The sequence below is a fragment of the Paraburkholderia sp. A3BS-1L genome, from assembly GCF_051125215.1.
In the GTDB taxonomy this organism is placed as follows: domain Bacteria; phylum Pseudomonadota; class Gammaproteobacteria; order Burkholderiales; family Burkholderiaceae; genus Paraburkholderia.
The window spans coordinates 431205-450029 of the sequence record NZ_CP120442.1; the positions used below are offsets into that span (position 1 = coordinate 431205).

The following is an 18825-nucleotide window of genomic DNA, read 5'->3' on the forward strand; positions in this document are numbered from 1 at the left end:
GCCGAAGCCGCGTTCAAGGTTGGAGACCCTTCGATGAAGAGTCACTTCTCGCAAAAGAGAGCATAGTTCGCGCGCCGCCAGAAATCGAGATAAAAGCGATCAATTATTTATTGCCGGATATCTTGGTAATCGTCTGGCGAGAAGCGTCCTGGCTGCGAAACCACTCGACGGTGAAGTCCACGAACGTTCGCGTTTTCGCGGGGATGTGACGTCGCCCGGGATAGACGAGCGAGAGTTCCTTATCGGCGTCGCGGATCTGGTAGTCGTCGAGCACGCGCACGAGCGTGCCTAGCGCGAGATCGGTGTCCACCTGGTTTGCCGGCAGGATCGTGATGCCCATCCCCGCGAGAGCCGCCTGACGCAGCATCACCGAATTGTTGACGGCATAGGCCGGCTCGATCCGCACCGCCTCACGCACGCCAGCGGCGCTCGCGAACTGCCATTCGTTGCCGTGAATGTCGATGGACGGCGCAAGCAGCGTATGGTGCGTGAGTTCTGCGGGATGCCGCGGTGCGCGGCGGCCGTCGAGATAGGCGGGCGAGGCGACCGCAACCGGCGTGACCGAAACGAGCGGACGCCGGATCAGTGTGCCGCCGCTGACCTGGCGCGGCGCGACAATGCCCACGTCGAAGCCTTCTTCGATGAGATCGACGGGGCGGTGCAACAGCGTGAGCGTGAGCCGAACCTGTGTGAATTCGGCGAGATACTGCTTGAGCAGCGGCGTGAGGTCATGCAGCGAGAACGAGGCGTGCGCGACCACGCGCAGTGTGCCCGAGGGCACAGACACGCCATGCGCGATCTGCGTTTCGACGCGCTCCAGGTCCTCGAGCATATGACGGCACGCCTGGGCATACGCGTTTCCTGCCTCGGTCAGCGAAATGCTGCGCGTATTGCGGTTGATGAGGCGGGTGTGAAGATGCGCCTCCAGCAGTGCGACATAGCGCGTGACAACGGCGTTCGAAAGATCGAGGCTTGCCGCAGCGCGACCGAACGAGCCGTGTTCGGCGACGCTCACGAATACGCGCATCGCCTGAAGCTGATTCATGGTTTTGGGTCGCATTGACATGGGGCTGACGGGATTGGCTGCGTTGAAGCGATGTTTGCCTGCGTACACATGAGGCTCGGCGCAGGACTGCGACGCGAGCGTTGCCGGATAGTACCGACAGGGCTATGCCCTAAGGAATGAGACTGTTCCTAAACCGTTAATTGTCTTGAATTAATTATGTTGCTGGGCGGCAACGTTATATCGGGATAGTGTGTGATCGATTCTCGCGCGCGTGAATTCAAGATTAAGCGCGTGCATTGAGTGGCAAGCGATTGCGCCGAGCGTCACGGCAGTATTCGACTTCTTCAAAAAAACTTTTGCCTTGGATCGGGATGGCTGGCTTGAAAGTGACGCCAATAAACTTTGGGCTGCGTATCAATGCGGCACTAACGTTTGCGGTGCTGCGGGATCAAGCGAGCCGGCGTGTTGCCGGCGACGGCGTCTATTTTTGCCGAAAGGCTTTGCATCTAAGGAAGCATATGAAAAAGAGTCTGGCTATCGCGGCCGCAGTTGCCGCGACTTTCGCATCGGCGTCGTACGCGCAAAGCAGCGTGACGCTCTACGGCATCGTCGATGCCGGCTTCGTCTACACGACCAACGTGGATGGCAACACCAAATACGCTCTGGGCAGCGGCAACATTCAGCAGAGCCGTTGGGGCCTGCGTGGCACGGAAGATCTCGGTGGCGGCCTGAAGACGATCTTCACCCTCGAAAGCGGCATTAACGTAGCGAACGGCCGTCAGGCAAATAACAGCAGCCTGTTCAACCGTCAGGCTTTCGTCGGTCTCACGCAGGATCAGTACGGCACGCTGACGTTCGGCCGCCAGTACGACTCCGTGGTCGACTACCTTGGCCCGCTCATGGCTGTCGGCACGTGGGGCGGCACGTACACGGCACACGTGGGCGACAACGACAACGGCAATGCCACGTTCTCGCTGAACAACGCGATCAAGTACACCAGCCCAAATCTCTCGGGTTTCCAGTTCGGTGGCGCGTACGCGTTCTCTAACCAGGCAGGCTTCGCGAACAACCGCGCGTATAGCGCCGGCATGAGCTACGCCAACAGCGGCCTGCGCGTCGCTGCGGCTTACCTGCAGGCCAACAACACGGGCACCTTGAACAACCCCAATGGTGCGGTCACGAACGACCAGTTCGGCCTGTTCGGCAGCGCCCAGCGCGCGCGCGTTTGGGGCGGTGGCGTGAGCTATACCTATGGTCCTGCTGTCGGTGGCGTGGTGTTCACGCAATCGCGCCTGAACGGCTTGAACGACAACCTGTCGATCCGCTACAACAACATCGAAGCCAACGTGCATTACAACCTGACGCCGGCACTTGGCATCGGCGCGATGTACACCTATACCAACGCGAACGGTTCGATCCTCTCCAACGCGGGCGGTGGTCAAACCGCGCACTGGAACCAGTTCGGCTTGCAAGCCGACTACGCGCTCTCGAAGCGCACGGACGTGTACCTCGAGGGCGTGGGCGTTTGGGGTGCCGGTCAGGCTGCGGTGGGCATCACGCAGGTGGGCTACCAGGGGGCGGACAACTACTCGTCGTCGAAGAATCAGGGTATCGTCACGACCGGTATCCGTCACCGCTTCTAATGATGCGGGCGGCCCGGCTTCCGGCCGGGCTGCAGAACCCATTACGAAGAAAAGCAGTAGAAGGTAGTACTTGGGTTAAGAGCGCCGCTCGCGGCGCTCTTTTTTTTGTCCCGCACTTTTCATTCCAGCGTTTTCATGGCTGTCGATCATGCCGGATCGGACGCCTTTTCCGGATTTGCTCTAGCATGTGACGAGGTGGCTGCCGCCTGATGGTGCAGCGCGCCACAACAAACGGAGAATTCCCATGAAAGCGCTTCGTCCGCTGCAGTTTGCTCTCGCCCTGTGTGTCCTTGCTTCCAGTGCCGCGTTTGCCGATACCGTTGCGCTGAAGGCCGATCTCGAACCTTCCAGCGAAGTGCCACCGCGTGTGAGTCACGGCCACGGCATGCTCAATGCCACGTTCGACACCTCGACAAAATCGCTGAACTGGACCATCACTTACGAAGGCCTGTCGGGGCCGGTGACCGGTGCGCATTTCCATGGTCCCGCGCCCGTCGGCCAGAACGCGAACGTACAGGTGCCGATTCCGAAGGGTGAACTTGCCACTCCGATCAAGGGTTCCGCAACGCTCAACGAAAAGCAGGTCACCGATCTGATGGCCGGCCAGTGGTATTTCAACGTGCATACGCAACAGAACCCGTCCGGCGAAATTCGCGGGCAGGTGCTGCCGGCGAACTGAGCATCCGCTGGGTTGCGCGCGTAGTGAGCGCATTGCAAGGAGCCGTGCCCCATGAGTTTGCAAAGCAGGTTGATCTGCTGGTTCTTGCGCCGCAGCTTTCTTCCGGCGACGCGCGGCCCGATCGATGTCGCACGCGTGCGCGCACAAACCGCGAAACGCGTGTGGCTGCCTCAGGTCCCCAAGGGTTGGCAATTACGCGAGGAGTATCGGGCCGCCAGCGAGCGCAACGCAGCCGACGCGCCATCGAGTGGCGAATGGCTCGTGCGCGAGGGTGGGGCGCCGCGCACGATCCTCTATTTGCACGGTGGCGGTTATTACTTCTGCTCGCCGAAGACGCACCGTGCCATCACCTTCGGCCTCGCCACACGCGCCGAAGCCGACCTTTTTTCGCTCGACTATCGTCTTGCGCCCGAGCATCCGTTTCCGGCGGCACTGGTTGACGCAGTGGCTGCTTATCGGCGCTTGCTGGCTGACGGCGCGCGTGCCCAGTCGCTTGTGATCGCGGGCGATTCGGCGGGCGGCGGGCTCGCGCTCGCCACGCTCGTCGCATTGCGCGACGCCGGCAATCCGCTGCCGGCCGGCGCGGTGCTCTACTCGCCGTGGACCGATCTCGCCGTCACAGGCGCGTCGATACGCGAAAACGACGGGCGCGATCCCATGTTCTGCGGCGACGTGTTCGCGCGCGTTGCGCCACTTTACCTCGGCGAGACGAGCGCGACCGATCCCCATGCTTCGCCGCTTTACGCCGATCTCCACGGCTTGCCGCCGCTCTTCATGCTGGCGGGCAGCACCGAGACGCTGCTCGACGACACGCGCCGGGTGGCGGAACGCGCACAGGCTGCCGGCGTGAGTGTCGAGTGCAAGATCGGGCGCGGTCTACCGCATGTCTGGCCGATTTACGCGCCGTTCATGCCCGAGGCGCGGCGTGCGCTCGACGAGACCGCGCGCTTCGTGAAGCGCGTGACGACGGCCGACGACACCGCCCGTGCGCAGAAGAGCGCACACATGCAAACGGAGCCTGGGGCGGGGGCGCAATTGAGCACACCACCGGGCGCGCATCGAGCGGCTCAATCGAGCGTGACGTCGATCTCTTCGTAGGCCGCGCGGACGGTGGCTTCGCCGTAGCGCCGCTCGAGCCTGCGCACGGTGAAATGGCCGTGTGCGACGTTCTGGAAGTGATCGATGAACACGGTGTTCACCATGGCGCCGAGCACCGCGCCGATGGCCGGAATCGATTTCGCGGCCACCTGTTCGCTGACCTGCACGGAAAAGCGCGCGGCCACGGTCTGCATGAGCTTGAGCAGCGCAGTCGAGCCGTGCGCGGCGAAGCCCTTGGTCGCCATTTCCGACGACGCTTTCGATACCGCCTGCGCCAGCGCGCCGCGCACGATGAAGTAGCCGAAATCGGCTTCGTCGTCGGCGGCCGAGCGTCCGCCCATGCCGAACACGGTCAGGCACTGGAGTTGAGTGTCGGCGTTCGCGAGGTCTTCGCCTTCGCTGCGCGCGACGTCGCAAATCGAGCGGAACATTAACGTCGTCGTGACGGGTAGCTCCACCGGCAACGCGAACAGGCCGAACGCGCCGCCCGCCGCGCCCGTCGTGGCGACCGCGAACTTGTGCAGCAGGTTGCTCGGCTTCGCGCCCGGTGGGCCTGCGTGCTGTGCGATTGTTGTGGCGATTGATGTCGATTCAGCGGCTGAGCTTGCATCGGCGATCCCGGGCGCCCGCTCGCCCGGTTTGCCAAGTGTCTTGAGCGCCAGCTGCAGGCATTTGCGCAGCGCTGCCTGGGTGGCGTCGTTGACCTTGTCGTTGGCCACGGCGGGCAGCTTGGCGATCAGTTTCTCGACCGGCGCACCGACGATCGCGGCGAGCTTCATGCCGAGCGGCGGCGTTTCCAGTTCGTGCTTCGCGCGCTTGAGCGCGGCAAGATCGGCTTCGGAAAAATCAGAATACGGCCCCATAAATCTCCCGGAAAACGGTTCGGCAAGCGCTCCTCGACGCCCAGTGTAGAGGATCGCATCGTGCTATGATTTCAATTCTTGACGTATCAATCATTGCGGGATCAAAAATGGCCGTCCGTACTGCCGCCCATCATTCGAGCGGGCAGGTGCTGCCGTTCCGGGAGTCGCTGCTGGCGATGCTCGGCGTCTCCTTTGTGAGCATGCTGGTTGCACTGGACCAGACCGTCGTTGGCACGGCGCTGCCCACCATCGTCGCCGAACTGCGCGGCTTCGAGCTTTACGCGTGGGTCGCCACGTCCTATCTGCTCACCTCTGTCATCACCGTCCCTATTTTTGGTCGGCTCGGCGACTATTACGGGCGCAAGCCATTCGTGATCGCGTCGATCGTCGTCTTCACCGGCGCCTCGGTTCTGTGCGGCGCGGCCAACAGCATGATGTTCCTCGTGCTCGCGCGCGGCCTGCAGGGCATCGGCGGCGGCATGCTGGTGGGCACGGCGTTCGCGTGCATTCCCGATCTCTTTCCTGATTCGGTCGTGCGCCTGAAATGGCAGGTGCTGATGAGTTCGGCGTTCGGCATCGCCAACGCGGTGGGGCCTTCGCTCGGCGGCTTTCTCACGCAGTATTACGGCTGGCGTTCGGTGTTCTACGTGAACCTGCCGGTCGGGCTGCTTTCGCTGTTCTTCGTCTGGCGCTATCTGCCGCATTTGCGCCATGTCGTGCACAAGGAGCGCATGCGGCTCGATTGGCCAGGCGCGCTGCTGATCGCCGTGACGCTCGGCAGCCTGCAACTGTTCGTCGAGCGGCTGCCCGCGCACGGCGTGACGTTTTCCGCGCTGGGCCTGCTCGTGCTGGCCGCGGCCTCGGGCTGGGCGCTGTGGCAGTGGGAGCGGCGCTGCCCGCAGGCGATCCTGCCCGTCGACATGTTCCGCAACGCGAGCCTCAACGCGCTCTTCAAGCTGGCGGTGCTGGGCGGCTTCACCATGTTCTCGCTGCTGTTCTATGCGCCGCTGCTGTTCCAGGGCGGCTTCGGCATGACGCCGAACGAGGCGGGCATGGTCATCACGCCGCTCGTGGTGTTCATCACGATCGGCAGCATCGCGAACGGACGCGTCGTGTCGCGCATCCGCAATCCGAACCGGATGCTCTACATCGGCTTTGGGATGCTCGCGTTCGCCTGCTTTGCGGTCGCCCTGGCGTCGCACAACACGCCGCGCGTGCTCTTGATGGCGCTGATGATCGTGGGCGGCATCGGGCTCGGCTTCGTGATGCCGAATCTCACCGTGTTCGCGCAGCAGACCGCGGGCCGCGAGCATCTGGGCATTGCCACGGCGCTGCTGCAGTCGTTGCGCATGATCGGCGGGATGTTCGGCACCGCGCTGACCGGCACGATGGTCACCCAGCTTTACAAGGGCGGCGTGCACAAGGCACTGGACGCCGATCACGCGACGCACTGGTTCGCCCAGCTCGCCGACCCGCAGATCCTCATCAACCGCGACGCACAGCACGTGCTGATTGGCGAACTCGCCAAGGCCGGGCACAATGGCGCGCCGTTGCTGGAGGCCGCGCGCGAGGCGCTGGTGGGCGCGATTCATCTGGGGATTGCGGTGGCTGCAGTGATCGCGCTGGTGTCGATCTGGCAGACGCGGCGCGTGCCGCCCATCAGGCTTCAGCGCAAGATCGAGCCCGTGATCCACGCCGATTGAGGGCTGGCGATGCGTCGGGACGCAGAACAAGGCAGTGAGGCACGCACGGCTCGCCGCCAGAGACAGGAAGACAGGCAGGAACACACAGCATGGAAACACAGGATCGCGTCGCCATCGTCCAGCAGTTCGGACGGACCTACCGCACGTTCATGTCCGCGTTCGAGGCGCAGGTGGGGCATCCGCTGCCGCGCTGGCGCATTTTGATGGCGCTGCATGAGCAGAATGGCGAGTCGTCGCAGAAGCGGCTCGTCGAGCGTCTGCGCGTGGACCCGGGCGCGCTCACGCGGCAATTGAAGCCGCTTGAGGCGCTGGGCTGGATCGCGCGCAGCGCCGACGCGCGCGACAACCGCATTACCAATGTGCAGCTCACCCAGGCGGGGCACGATGCTGTCGAGGCGAGTCTGCCGCGGCGCAACGCGTTCCTGAACCAGACGATGTCGTTGCCTGACGATGCGCTCACGGCGCTGTCGAGCGCACTGCGGATGATGGAAGAACGGATTAGCGTGGCAGTGGCGCAAGCCGAGGCCGCCGAAGCGAAGGAAGGCGCTTGAGTCGAGCGCTCAAGTCATCGGCCATCAGCCGGCCAGGCTGCAAGCGCCTGGCCGCCGTGGGCCGGGGTGAATCGAACCGCAGAACGATCAGAAGAACGTTTCGATCACTTCCGTCACGCGATATTGCCCGTCGACCATCAGCACCTGGCGCCACCGGTCGAACGTGAGGCAGGGGTGCGAAATGTCGAAGCCGATCATGTCGCCGACCTTGATGTCCGCGCCGCCCGGAATCTGCAGATAGGCGTGCTGATCCATCATCTGGAAGATTTCCCAGCCCTCGTTCGCGGCGATTTCGCGCGGCATGCTTGCGCCATCGCGTGAAGGACGATAGTGGCGCGTCGGCTCTGGAAAGCCTGCGTCGAAGGCGGCGTCGCGTTTGCCGAAGCCGATGATCGCGCGCCCCGGCTCCGGAATCGACTGGACATAGGCCCACAGCTGCAGCGCCGGCAGCAGCGCCACGCCCATCTCGCGCGCGACCGGATTGCGCGTGAGGATCTGCGACTGCGCCTGCTTGTAGACGCCCACGTCGTGCGTGAGATAGCAGCCGGGGCGCAGCACGACGTCGATCGTGCCGGCCTGCGAGGCTTTCGCGAATTCCTCGGCCACCACGTCGTACCATGCGGATCCCGCGCCCGAAAGCAGTGCCGGCGAACGCGAAAAGCGGCCGGCGGCGGCGAGTTCCTCGGTTACGTTGAGCGCGTCGCGCAGGAAGGTGCGCACCTCGCTCTCTTCTTTGAGGATGCCCTCGTAGATCTCCACGCCCGCGAGCTTGAGCGAATCCGGATAGCGCGCGATCGTGTCGATCACGGCGCGGCGCGAGTCCGCGTCGCGCACGCCGGTGCGTCCGCGCGGCACGCCCAGTTCGAGCAGCACTTGCAGCGTGCGATGCGAGGCGCGGAAGAATTCGCCCAGTTGCTCGACGCCTTCCACCGTGTCCACGAGGCAGAAAAACTCGAAATCGGGATCGCTCAGCAATTCGGCGATGATCGCCATGTTGTGACGGCCCACGAGCTGATTCGCCATCAGCACGCGCGAGATGCCGCCGCGATACGCGGCGCGCGTCTGATGCGCCGTGGCGAGCGTGATACCCCACGCGCCCGTTTCCATCTGGCGGCGAAACAGTTGCGGCGCCATCGTGGTCTTGCCGTGCGGCGCGAGCTTCACGCCGTAGCGCGTGACGAAGTCCTGCATCCACTTGAGGTTGTGCTCGACGCGGTCCGCATACAGGACCGCGGCCGGCAAGCTCACGTCCTCGGCGAGCAGATTCCATTCGAGGCGCGCAGCGTCGCCCAGCGGCACGCTTGCGCCCGGCAGGTTGCCAAGGCCCTTGCTGTTCGGGTCGATCGCTGCACTCTGATAGTTTGTAACTTTCATTTCCGTTCGCTCCATCTACGGTCCGTTGCGCCGGTCCGCAAGGAAACCGTGCATGCCTTGCAGGTCCGGCGTTGACTTGGAGATAGTACACAAAGTACCATCTGTTCGGGAAATGTTATTTATTAACAAAACATGAATTCAGCCGCCGAACCGGGACGTTTCGACATCGTCGCCCGAATCGCGCAATGCGTGCCGGATTTGCGTCCGGCCGAGCGCGATGTCGCGGCCCTGATTCTCGACGACCTCGCTGCCGCCGCGCGGGCGAGCATCGGCGAGCTGGCGCGGCGCGCGGGCGTGAGCGTGGCCTCCGTCACACGCTTTGCGAAGGCGGTGGGCTGTCACGATGTGCGCGAGCTCAAGCTGCGGCTCGCCCAGGCCGCCGCCGTGGGCGAGCGATTCTTGCGCGCGGCTCAGGACGAAGGCAGCCGCCGGGGCGCGGGCAAAGGCGGATCTGGCAAACCACGCCGCGGGGCGGCGTCGCCGGCGGCGCAGCCCGAAGAGGGGCTCGCCACGCGCGTCTACGACGAAATCCACGCAGCGCTCGCGCGCAATCATGAGCTGCTGCGCCACGCGCCGTTTGCCGAGGTCGCCGCTGCGCTGGCCAAGGCGCGCATGATCTATGTGTTCGGCATGGGCGGCGGCTCCAGCGCGCTCGCCGACGAAATGCGCTTTCGCCTCGTGCGCCTCGGCCGGCCGGTCGCGTCGTATCAGGACAGTTTGCTGCAGCGGATGGTCGCAAGCACGCTATCGTCCGATTGTGTCGTGATCGCGCTTTCCGTAACAGGACGCGTGCCCGAGCTGCTCGATGCGTGCCGCATCGCGCGCGACTACGGGGCGAAGCTGGTCGCGCTTACCGCGCCGGCATCGCCGCTGGCCGCGCTCGCCGACTGGCTCGTGCCGCTCGTCGCGAGCGAGACCGATTTCATTTACAAGCCCTCGTCGTCGCGATACGCGATGATGATGGCGATCGACGTGCTCGTGACGGAGCTCGCGCTGGCGCAGCCTGAAGCGAGCCGCGAATTGCTGCGCCGCATGAAGCTTACGCTCGACACGCATCGCGGCATTGCCGGGCGCGGCGGCGAGCGTCAACCACTGGGCGACTGAACCCAATACGCGCGAGGCGCCAACGCCAGACGCGCTATCGACAGGAGACTGTGCCATGCATTCGCATCCGGAAGCCGCCGACACCCTGATCTTCGGCGCCATGTTGTACGACGGCACGGGCGCGCCGGGCGTCGAGCGCGATGTCGCGCTGCGCGACGGGCGCATCGCCGCCATCGGCAATCTGTCGAACTGGCTGGCGGAGGAAGTGATCGAGGCCGAGGGGCGCGCGCTTGCGCCAGGCTTCATCGACGTCCATACGCACGACGACACGCACGTGATCCGCTCGCCGCAGATGTTGCCCAAGATCAGCCAGGGCGTGACCACGGTGGTCGTCGGCAACTGCGGGATCAGCGCTGCGCCGGTGTCGCTCAAGGGCGATCCTGCCGATGGCGGCCCCCCCGATCCGATGAATCTGCTCGGCGAGCGCGACGCGTTCCAGTACCCGACCTTCGCGGCGTACGTCGACGCCGTGAACGCCGCGAAGCCCGCGGTGAACGTGGGCGCGCTGATCGGTCATACGGCGCTGCGCAGCAACCACATGGACGATCTCAAGCGCGCCGCCACTGGCGACGAGATCGCGGCCATGCGCGCGCAGCTCGAAGAGGCGCTCACGCATGGCGCGCTCGGACTCTCCACGGGCCTCGCGTATGGCAACGCCTTCGCGGCGTCGACCGAAGAAGTCCTCTCGCTTGCGGAGCCGCTCGCCGCCGCCGGCGCCCTCTACACGACGCACATGCGCACCGAATTCGACGCCATCCTCGAAGCCATGGAGGAGGCGTATCACATCGGCAAGCACGCGCGCGTGCCGGTCGTCATTTCACACCTCAAATGCGCGGGCCCGTCGAACTGGGGGCGCAGCGCGGAAGTGCTCGCGTCGCTCGAAGGCGCGCGCAAGTATCAGCCGGTGGGCTGCGATTGCTATCCGTACAGCCGCAGTTCATCGACGCTCGATCTCAAGCAGGTGACGGGCGACATCGACATCACGATCACGTGGTCGACGCCGCATCCCGAGCAGGCGGGCAAGCTCATCAAGGACATCGCGGCCGAGTGGGGCGTCTCGCAGCAGGAGGCCGGCAAGCGCTTGCAGCCAGCGGGCGCGGTCTATCACAACATGTCCGAGGACGATGTGCGCCGCATCCTCTCGCATCCCGCGACGATGGTGGGCTCGGACGGCCTGCCCAACGACCCGCTGCCGCATCCGCGCCTGTGGGGCGCATTCCCGCGCGTGCTGGGCCATTACGCGCGCGACGCTGCACTGCTGCCGCTCGAAGAGGCGGTGCGCAAGATGACGGGTTTGTCGGCGCGGCGCTTCGGTCTCACGCAGCGCGGCGAGGTGCACGTGGGCTGGCATGCCGACCTCGTGCTGTTCGATCCCGCGAAGGTGCGCGACGCCGCGACTTTCGAGCAGCCGCAGCAGGTGGCAGAAGGCATCGACGCAGTGTGGGTGAACGGCGTGCTGTCGTACCGCGACGGCCAGCCAACCGGCGAACGCGCGGGCCACTTCGTCGCGCGGGGCACGCGCGACGCTCAGGTTTTCTAAGTTATTTTTTCGCGCACATGGTTGCGCGCCAGGCGAACTCAAAGGAGCAAACGATGAAACGAATTGGAGCAGAAGGCGGCAAGGGCCAGGGCGGACAACATCTGCCGTTCGCGCGCGCGGTAGAGGCCGACGGCTGGCTGTATGTCTCGGGCCAGACGCCGATGGAAGGCGGCGAGGTGATCAACGGCGGCATCGTCGAGCAATCGCATAAAGCCATCCAGAACCTTTTCGCTATCCTGAAGGAAGCGGGCTATGGCGCGGAGCACGTGGTGCGCTGCGGCGTGTGGCTCGACGATGCGCGCGACTTCCAGTCGTTCAACAAGGTGTTCCGCGAGTACTTCGGCGAACATCCGCCGGCGCGCGCCTGCGTGCAGTCGAGCATGGTGGTGGACTGCAAGGTCGAAGTCGATTGCGTCGCTTACAAGGCGCCGGCAGGGAAGTAATGCGGGTGGGGCGTGAGAGCGCTTCGTGAATGTCGTTGATCACTGTGCGACAAGCACGCAAAAACCGTACAAGCGGCCGCCAGGCGATCTGGCGGCCGTTTTTTTATTCTCATTGCCGGCATCTTTGGACTTCCAGCGACATGCCGTTAGCCATCCGGCCAGGGGATGAAATTCCCAATATGTGAGCGCCCCAATCACATATTGGAGATCGCAGAAAAACCGACCTACAATCCGATCCATCCGACATGACGCGCCACACGCCCCAGACAGCGGGTGGCAGTTGGCAAGTCGGCATAGCCCAGACAAAAGCTCGCGGCCGCGCAATGCGTGCGGTTCAGCGGGCAAGCATCGGAGACGTCAGCCATGTTCCAGTCCGCGAATCGCGTGGCCTTGTGCCGTCCACCGTCGCGCGCAAAAGCGCGCCCCAGCGATTCGCACCATGGTCCGCAGGCTGTCGCTTGACGCCGTGCGTTTATCCCCGTCTTTCTGAACGGCCTCGCCATGAACAAAGCGATGTCCCCGAATTTCGCCGAACGCTTTACGAACGCCGAGGCAGAGTCGGCCGCTGAATCCGCCGCGGACGCTCCAGGCGCCGCTGGCCGCGCGCAATCACAAGCCAAATCCCGCGCCGGCGCCGACGAAATCGTCGGCCTGCCGGGCGCGCTGCTCGACGGCTCGGCGCAAGCCGGCACGCAGACGCTCCTGCGCGGCCTCGCCATTCTCGAAGCCGCCGCTGCCGGCGTGCGCGATCTGCGCTCGTTCGGCGCCGTGCTCGGCACGACGCGCAGCACCACGCACCGGCTCGTTTCCAGCCTCGTGCAGGCGCGCTATCTGCGCCAGGTGCAGGGCGGCTATCTGCTCGGACCCAAGCTCATCGAACTCGGCACGATCGCGCTCGAGCAAATGCCGCTCACGGCCGTCGCGCGCACGCATCTCGAAGCGCTCGCCGAGGCGACGCTCGACACGATTCACCTCGGCGTGCGCGATGGCGACGACGTGCTCTACATCGACAAGATCCCCGGCCAGCGCGGCCTCGAAATGCGCTCGCGCGTGGGGCACCGCATGCCGCTCGCGTCCACGGGTATCGGCAAGGCCATGATGCTGGATCTCTCGCCGCAGTCGTGGCGCGACTTGTTCGAGGCGTCGCGGCGCGCGCTGGCGGGCGTGAGCTTTCGCCCCGATCACAATCTCGATCCCGATACCTTCCTCAAGCGCATGGCCACGTACTCGGCCGGCGGCTACACGTTCGATCTCGAGGAAAACGAAATTTCGATTCGCTGCGTGGCCGCGCCGGTGCGCGATGCGTCGGGGGCGATCGTGGCGGCGCTATCCGTGGCGAGCACGATTCCCTACATGCCGCTCGAACGCATGGACGAACTGATTGCGGTCGTGCAGCGCGAGGCGCGCGCGATCTCGCAGGAGCTCGGTTGGCGCGTGCCGCAGCCCGCGACGCGCCGGATCCGACGATGAGCGCGCACACCGCGGCGGCGCGCAGGGCGCAGGGCAAACCGGATGCCGCCAGGGCCAAACCAGCGGCGCTCATCGCGCTCGATTGGGGCACGACTTCGCTGCGCGCGTATTTGTTCGATGCGTCGGGCGAAGTGCTCGACACGCGCATGTCGACGGCTGGGATCATGAATCTGCCGGTGCCGGCAGAAGAAGGCGGTTTCGACGCCGCGTTCGACGAGGCTTGCGGCGTGTGGCTCGCGCAGTCGAGCGCGCTGCCGGTGCTCGCGGCGGGCATGGTCGGCAGCGCCCAGGGCTGGGTGTCGGCGCCGTATGTGGAAACGCCCGCAGGCGAAGACGCGCTGGTGGCCGGCATCGTCAGGGTGCGCACGGCCAGCGGTGTGGAGGTGGCCGTGGTGCCGGGCGTGCTGGAGCCGGGTGCGTTGCCCAATGTCATGCGCGGCGAGGAAACGCAGATCTTTGGCGCTTTGGGTGCGCAGATCGATGCGGATCCGTCGAGCCCATCGACGAAACACCCTTCGGCGCAGCCGGCGCTGATCGGCTTGCCCGGCACGCACGCGAAATGGGTGGTGGTGGAGGGCGCGCGCATTGCGCGCTTCTACACCTTCATGACGGGCGAAGTCTACGCGGCGCTCACGGCGCACACGATCCTCGGCCGCACCATGAAGCGGCCCGCCACGCCCGATACGGCGGCGTTCCTGCGCGGCGTGACGGTGGCGCGCGAACACGGTTGTGCGGGCGTGCTGGCGACTGCGTTCAGCACGCGCACGCTGGGCCTCACCGATCAGCTTGCCGCCGATGAGCAGCCCGACTATCTCTCGGGCCTCCTGATCGGTCACGAACTGGCGGGGCTCGACGCAGTGCTCGCGCGCCGCGACGTGGAGCTGGCGGCATGCGCGCCGCGCCTGATTGGCGCCGATGCGCTGTGTGAGCGCTATCGGCTCGCGCTCGCGCAGTTCGGCTGCGGCGGCGCGCAGATCGTGCATCGGGCGACCGAGCGCGGGCTGTGGCGCATCGCGGTGCGCGCCGGCCTCGTGGCGCCAACGAACCAGACGAACCAGACGGCGTGAGCCGGGCAGAAAGCAACTCACAGGACTACGCACGATGGAACCCGACTTGAACTTGCCGGCCCCGTACACGCCTCACGCAGGCTTCATGGCCGCATTTGGCGCCTGCCGGATGGTCGCGATCATGCGCGGCATCCAGCCCGCCGAAGCTGCCGACCATGGCCGCGCGCTCTACGAGGCAGGCTTCCGGCTCATCGAGGTGCCGCTCAATTCGCCGTCGCCGCTCGAGAGCATCGCGGCGCTGCGCGCGGCGCTGCCCTCCGACGCCATGATCGGTGCGGGCACGGTGCTCACGACGGCGCACGTGCGCGACGTCAAGGCTGCCGGCGGCGAACTGATCGTGATGCCGCACGCGGACACCGACGTGATTCTCGCGGCCAAACTGCAAGGCCTCGCCTGCGTGCCGGGCGTGGCGACGCCGACCGAAGCGTTCGCGGCGCTCAAATGCGGCGCCGATGCGCTCAAGATGTTCCCCGCCGAGCAACTGGGCCCCGAGGTGACGAAGGCATGGCGCGCGGTCATTCCCGGCGTCGTGCCGCTTCTGCCCGTGGGCGGCGTGAAGCCGGACAACATGGGGCCGCAGCTGGCGGCGGGCGCGAGCGGCTTCGGCCTGGGGTCCGCGCTCTACAAGCCGGGGCAGGACGTGGCGGCGACGCGTGCGAATGCGCTCGCGTTCATCGCGGGCTGGCGCGCCACCCAAAACGCACAAGCCGGCGTGCAAGGAGCGAAAGCGTGAACCGCCTGGACGGCAAGGTCGCGATCGTGACCGGCGCGGGACGCGGCATCGGTGCCGCGATCGCGCGCGCGTTTGCGGCCGAGGGCGCGGCGGTCGTGCTTGCCGAGCTCGACGGCGCGAGCGCCGAGGCCACGGCGCGCGAGATCGCGCAGGCGCAGCCCGGCGCGCGCACGCTCGCGGTGCCTACCGACGTCACGCAAGCAACGTCGGTGCAAGCAGCAGTGGCCGCCGCCGGGCGCGCGTTCGGCCCCGTCGACGTGCTCGTGAACAACGCGGGCATCAACGTGTTCGCGGACCCGCTCACGATGACCGACGACGATTGGCGCCGCTGCTTCGCCGTCGATCTGGACGGCGTCTGGAACGGCTGCCGCGCCGTGCTGCCCGGCATGATCGAGCGCCGCGCAGGCAGCATCGTGAACATCGCCTCGACGCACGCGTTCCAGATCATTCCGGGCTGCTTCCCGTACCCGGTTGCGAAGCACGGCGTGATCGGCCTCACGCGGGCCCTCGGCATCGAATACGCGCCGAAGAACGTGCGCGTGAACGCGATCGCGCCGGGCTACATTGAAACGCAACTCACGCACGACTGGTGGAACGCGCAGCCCGACCCCGAGGCGGCACGCCGCGCGACGCTCGAATTGCCGCCGATGAAGCGCATCGGCCGGCCGGAGGAGGTCGCGATGACAGCCGTGTTCCTCGCCTCGGACGAAGCGCCGTTCATCAACGCGAGCTGCATCACGATCGATGGCGGGCGCACGGCGCTGCATCACGAGTAGAGAAGAAAAGAACACGCAGGACCTTTGCCGCAGCGCTGGCCGCGCGCGGGCGGATGAAGAAAAAGCGGCCGCTACCTTCCCGTGACTGAAGAAGACAGGAGACAGACACCATGCAACGCAGGATTTTCCTCACGCTGTTGGCCGCCGCAACGACCGCGATGCTCGCACAGGCCCCTGTTGCGCAGGCCGCCGACCCGGTCAAGATCGGCTTTCTGGTGAAGCAGCCCGAAGAGCCGTGGTTCCAGGACGAGTGGAAGTTTGCCGAGATGGCTGCCAGGAAGGATGGCTTCACGCTCGTGAAGATCGGCGCGCCTTCGGGCGAGAAGGTCATGAGCGCGATCGACAATCTCGCGGCGCAAAAGGCCCAGGGCTTCATCATCTGCACGCCCGACGTGAAGCTCGGGCCGGGCATCGTCGCCAAGGCCAAGGCCGACAAGCTCAAGATGATGACCGTGGACGACCGCCTCGTCGACGGCGCGGGCAAACCGATCGAAGCCGTGCCGCACATGGGCATCTCCGCCTACAACATCGGCAAGCAGGTGGGCGACGGCATTGCTGCCGAGATCAAGAAGCGCGGCTGGGACATGAAGGACGTGGGCGCCATCGACGTGACCTACGAGCAGTTGCCGACCGCGCATGACCGCACGACGGGCGCGACCGACGCGCTGGTGGCCGCGGGCTTCCCGAAGGCCAACATCATCGCCGAGCCGCAGGCCAAGACCGATACGGAGAACGCCTTCAACGCCGCCAATATCGCGCTCACCAAGAACCCGCAGTTCAAGCACTGGGTGGCCTACGGCCTGAACGACGAAGCCGTGCTGGGCGCCGTGCGCGCTGCGGAAGGCCGCGGCTTCAAGGCCGACAACATGATCGGCATCGGCATCGGCGGCTCGGACTCCGCGCTCAACGAGTTCAAGAAGCCCGAGCCGACCGGCTTCTTCGGCACGGTCATCATCAGCCCGAAGCGCCACGGCGAGGAGACGTCGGAGCTCATGTACGCGTGGATCACGCAAGGCAAGACGCCGCCGATGCTCACGCTCACGACCGGCATGCTGGCGACGCGCGACAACGTGGGTCAGGTGCGCGAGCAGATGGGACTTGCCTCGAAGTAGGAAAGAAAAGCTTTCACGCGAAGGAAGGGGTTTGAGGTATTTCCCGCTGCAAGGCGGCCGGCGTGCGAGCGAAGCAGGCGAAGCGCGCGCCGGCCGTATGCGGCGAATCGGCAGTGAATCGAATGAGAGGAAACCGAAGTGTCAGCGACACTGCGTTTTGACAATATCGGCAAGGTGTTTCCCGGCGTGCGCGCGCTCGATGGCGTGTCGTTCGACGTGCATGCGGGCGAAGTGCATGGCTTGATGGGCGAGAACGGCGCGGGCAAGTCCACGCTGCTGAAGATTCTCGGCGGCGAGTATCAGCCCGATTCGGGCCGCATCCTGATGGATGGCAACGAGGTGCGCTTCGCCGATGCGGCCGCGTCGATCGGCGCGGGCATTGCCGTGATTCACCAGGAGCTGCAATATGTGCCCGACCTCACGGTCGCGGAGAATCTGTTGCTGGGCGCGCTGCCCAATGCGCTCGGCTGGGTGAAGCGCGGCGAGGCGCGCCGGTTCGTGCGCGAGCGGCTTGCCGCGATGGGCGTGGATCTCGATCCCGCCGCGAAGCTGCGCAAGCTCTCCATCGCGCAGCGCCAGATGGTGGAAATCTGCAAGGCGCTGCTGCGCAATGCGCGCGTGATCGCGCTCGACGAGCCCACGAGTTCGCTCTCGCACCGCGAGACCGAGGTGCTTTTCAAGCTCGTGCGCGAGCTGCGTGCCGATAGCCGCGCGCTCATCTACATCTCGCATCGCATGGACGAGATTTACGAGCTCTGCAATGCCTGCACGATTTTCCGCGACGGCCGCAAGATCGCCTCGCATGAGAAGCTCGAAGAGGTCAAGCGCACGACGCTCGTGGCCGAAATGGTGGGTCGCGAGATCAGCGACATTTACAACTACTCGCCGCGCGAGCATGGCAAGGTGCGCTTCGCGGTGCGCGGCATCGAAGGGCATCCGCTCAACGAGGCGGCCAGCTTCGAAGTCAAGGCGGGCGAGATCGTCGGCTTTTTCGGGCTCGTGGGAGCGGGTCGCAGCGAGCTCATGCAGCTGATCTACGGCACGCACAAGCGGCGTGCGGGCGAGATCGAGCTCGACGGCAAGCCGATCCGCGTGAAGTGCGCGAGCGACGCGATTCGCCATGGCATCGTGCTGTGCCCGGAAGACCGCAAGGAACAGGGAATCGTTGCGATGGCAACGGTATCGGAGAACATCAACATCAGCTGCCGCCGTCATTTCCTGCGCGCGGGCATGTTTCTCGATCGCAAGAAGGAAGCCGAAACGGCTGACCGCTTCATCAAGCTGCTGAAGATCAAGACGCCGAGCCGCCGCCAGAAGATCCGCTTTCTTTCGGGCGGCAACCAGCAGAAGGCGATTCTGTCGCGCTGGCTCGCCGAGCCCGACCTCAAAGTGGTGATTCTCGACGAGCCCACGCGCGGCATCGACGTCGGTGCGAAGCACGAAATCTACAACGTGATCTACCAGCTGGCTGCGCGCGGCTGCGCGATCGTGATGGTGTCATCGGAATTGCCGGAGGTGCTTGGCGTGTCGGACCGCATCGTGGTCATGCGCGAAGGCCGCATTTCCGGCGAGTTGCCGCGCAGCGCGGCGAGCGAACATGCGGTGCTGGACCTCGCGCTGCCGCAGGGCGCGCAGGCAAAAGCCGCATGAGTGGACGGGGAGG

17 protein-coding genes are annotated in these 18825 nt (G+C 65.4%); 14 read left to right on the top strand and 3 right to left on the bottom strand.

What is annotated here, in order from left to right; translation table 11 throughout:
* Window positions 1-103: 103 nt before the first annotated feature.
* On the bottom strand, window positions 104-1045 hold the full coding sequence (locus P5W99_RS01945) for a LysR family transcriptional regulator (RefSeq protein ID WP_421073475.1): 942 nt from the start codon (window positions 1043-1045) through the stop codon (window positions 104-106).
* Between the two features lie 479 nt (window positions 1046-1524).
* Here P5W99_RS01945 and P5W99_RS01950 point away from each other — a divergent pair, with 479 nt between their 5' ends.
* The 3 genes from P5W99_RS01950 to P5W99_RS01960 all read left to right on the top strand — a co-directional run bounded on the left by P5W99_RS01950 (window position 1525) and on the right by P5W99_RS01960 (window position 4426).
* The gene (locus P5W99_RS01950) at window positions 1525-2649 is read left to right on the top strand and encodes a porin (protein ID WP_421022959.1); all 1125 of its coding nucleotides are present in this window, start codon (window positions 1525-1527) and stop codon (window positions 2647-2649) included.
* A gap of 244 nt (window positions 2650-2893) precedes the next feature.
* Window positions 2894-3328, top strand: coding sequence for a CHRD domain-containing protein (locus tag P5W99_RS01955; protein WP_421022961.1), 435 nt, complete (start codon window positions 2894-2896; stop codon window positions 3326-3328).
* Window positions 3329-3379: 51 nt separating this feature from the next.
* Entirely contained in the window at window positions 3380-4426 is a 1047-nt protein-coding gene (locus P5W99_RS01960; protein ID WP_421022962.1) for an alpha/beta hydrolase, read from the top strand.
* On the opposite strand, the gene P5W99_RS01965 is transcribed toward P5W99_RS01960, so the two are convergent.
* Complete coding sequence (locus tag P5W99_RS01965; RefSeq protein ID WP_421022963.1) at window positions 4396-5289, bottom strand: EcsC family protein; 894 nt, start codon at window positions 5287-5289, stop codon at window positions 4396-4398. The two genes, P5W99_RS01960 and P5W99_RS01965, sit on opposite strands and share 31 nt — an antisense overlap.
* Before the next feature lie 107 nt (window positions 5290-5396).
* Between P5W99_RS01965 and P5W99_RS01970 the strand changes: the two genes are divergently transcribed.
* Together P5W99_RS01970 and P5W99_RS01975 are read left to right on the top strand one after the other, a co-directional pair.
* On the top strand, window positions 5397-6992 hold the full coding sequence (locus tag P5W99_RS01970) for an MDR family MFS transporter (protein ID WP_421022964.1): 1596 nt from the start codon (window positions 5397-5399) through the stop codon (window positions 6990-6992).
* 89 nt (window positions 6993-7081) lie between these two features.
* A complete protein-coding gene (locus P5W99_RS01975; RefSeq protein WP_421022965.1) occupies window positions 7082-7543 on the top strand; it encodes a MarR family winged helix-turn-helix transcriptional regulator in 462 nt (153 codons plus the stop codon).
* 87 nt (window positions 7544-7630) lie between these two features.
* Here P5W99_RS01975 and P5W99_RS01980 read toward each other — a convergent pair whose 3' ends face one another.
* Window positions 7631-8917: an amino acid deaminase gene (locus tag P5W99_RS01980; protein ID WP_421042591.1), complete on the bottom strand. Its 1287-nt coding sequence runs from the start codon at window positions 8915-8917 to the stop codon at window positions 7631-7633.
* A 132-nt stretch (window positions 8918-9049) separates the two neighbouring features.
* Here P5W99_RS01980 and P5W99_RS01985 point away from each other — a divergent pair, with 132 nt between their 5' ends.
* The 9 genes from P5W99_RS01985 to araG all read left to right on the top strand — a co-directional run bounded on the left by P5W99_RS01985 (window position 9050) and on the right by araG (window position 18812).
* Window positions 9050-10021: a MurR/RpiR family transcriptional regulator gene (locus tag P5W99_RS01985; RefSeq protein ID WP_421042590.1), complete on the top strand. Its 972-nt coding sequence runs from the start codon at window positions 9050-9052 to the stop codon at window positions 10019-10021.
* Between the two features lie 55 nt (window positions 10022-10076).
* Window positions 10077-11561, top strand: a complete 1485-nt coding sequence (locus P5W99_RS01990; RefSeq protein ID WP_421042589.1) for an N-acyl-D-amino-acid deacylase family protein — start codon at window positions 10077-10079, stop codon at window positions 11559-11561.
* A gap of 53 nt (window positions 11562-11614) precedes the next feature.
* The gene (locus tag P5W99_RS01995; RefSeq protein WP_028216230.1) at window positions 11615-12004 is read left to right on the top strand and encodes a RidA family protein; all 390 of its coding nucleotides are present in this window, start codon (window positions 11615-11617) and stop codon (window positions 12002-12004) included.
* Between the two features lie 501 nt (window positions 12005-12505).
* Window positions 12506-13474 carry an IclR family transcriptional regulator gene (locus tag P5W99_RS02000; RefSeq protein ID WP_421022969.1) on the top strand — a complete coding sequence of 323 codons (969 nt, stop codon included), beginning with the start codon at window positions 12506-12508 and terminating at the stop codon, window positions 13472-13474.
* Window positions 13471-14541, top strand: a complete 1071-nt coding sequence (locus P5W99_RS02005) for a 2-dehydro-3-deoxygalactonokinase (RefSeq protein WP_421073479.1) — start codon at window positions 13471-13473, stop codon at window positions 14539-14541. Before P5W99_RS02000 ends, P5W99_RS02005 begins: the two co-directional genes overlap by 4 nt.
* Before the next feature lie 34 nt (window positions 14542-14575).
* A complete protein-coding gene (locus P5W99_RS02010) occupies window positions 14576-15274 on the top strand; it encodes a 2-dehydro-3-deoxy-6-phosphogalactonate aldolase (protein ID WP_421042587.1) in 699 nt (232 codons plus the stop codon).
* The gene (locus P5W99_RS02015) at window positions 15271-16050 is read left to right on the top strand and encodes an SDR family oxidoreductase (RefSeq protein WP_421042586.1); all 780 of its coding nucleotides are present in this window, start codon (window positions 15271-15273) and stop codon (window positions 16048-16050) included. Before P5W99_RS02010 ends, P5W99_RS02015 begins: the two co-directional genes overlap by 4 nt.
* A 110-nt stretch (window positions 16051-16160) precedes the next feature.
* Window positions 16161-17162, top strand: a complete 1002-nt coding sequence (locus tag P5W99_RS02020) for an arabinose ABC transporter substrate-binding protein (protein ID WP_434661615.1) — start codon at window positions 16161-16163, stop codon at window positions 17160-17162.
* Between the two features lie 138 nt (window positions 17163-17300).
* On the top strand, window positions 17301-18812 hold the full coding sequence (gene araG, locus P5W99_RS02025) for an L-arabinose ABC transporter ATP-binding protein AraG (protein ID WP_421042584.1): 1512 nt from the start codon (window positions 17301-17303) through the stop codon (window positions 18810-18812).
* The last annotated feature ends 13 nt before the right edge of the window (window positions 18813-18825 follow it).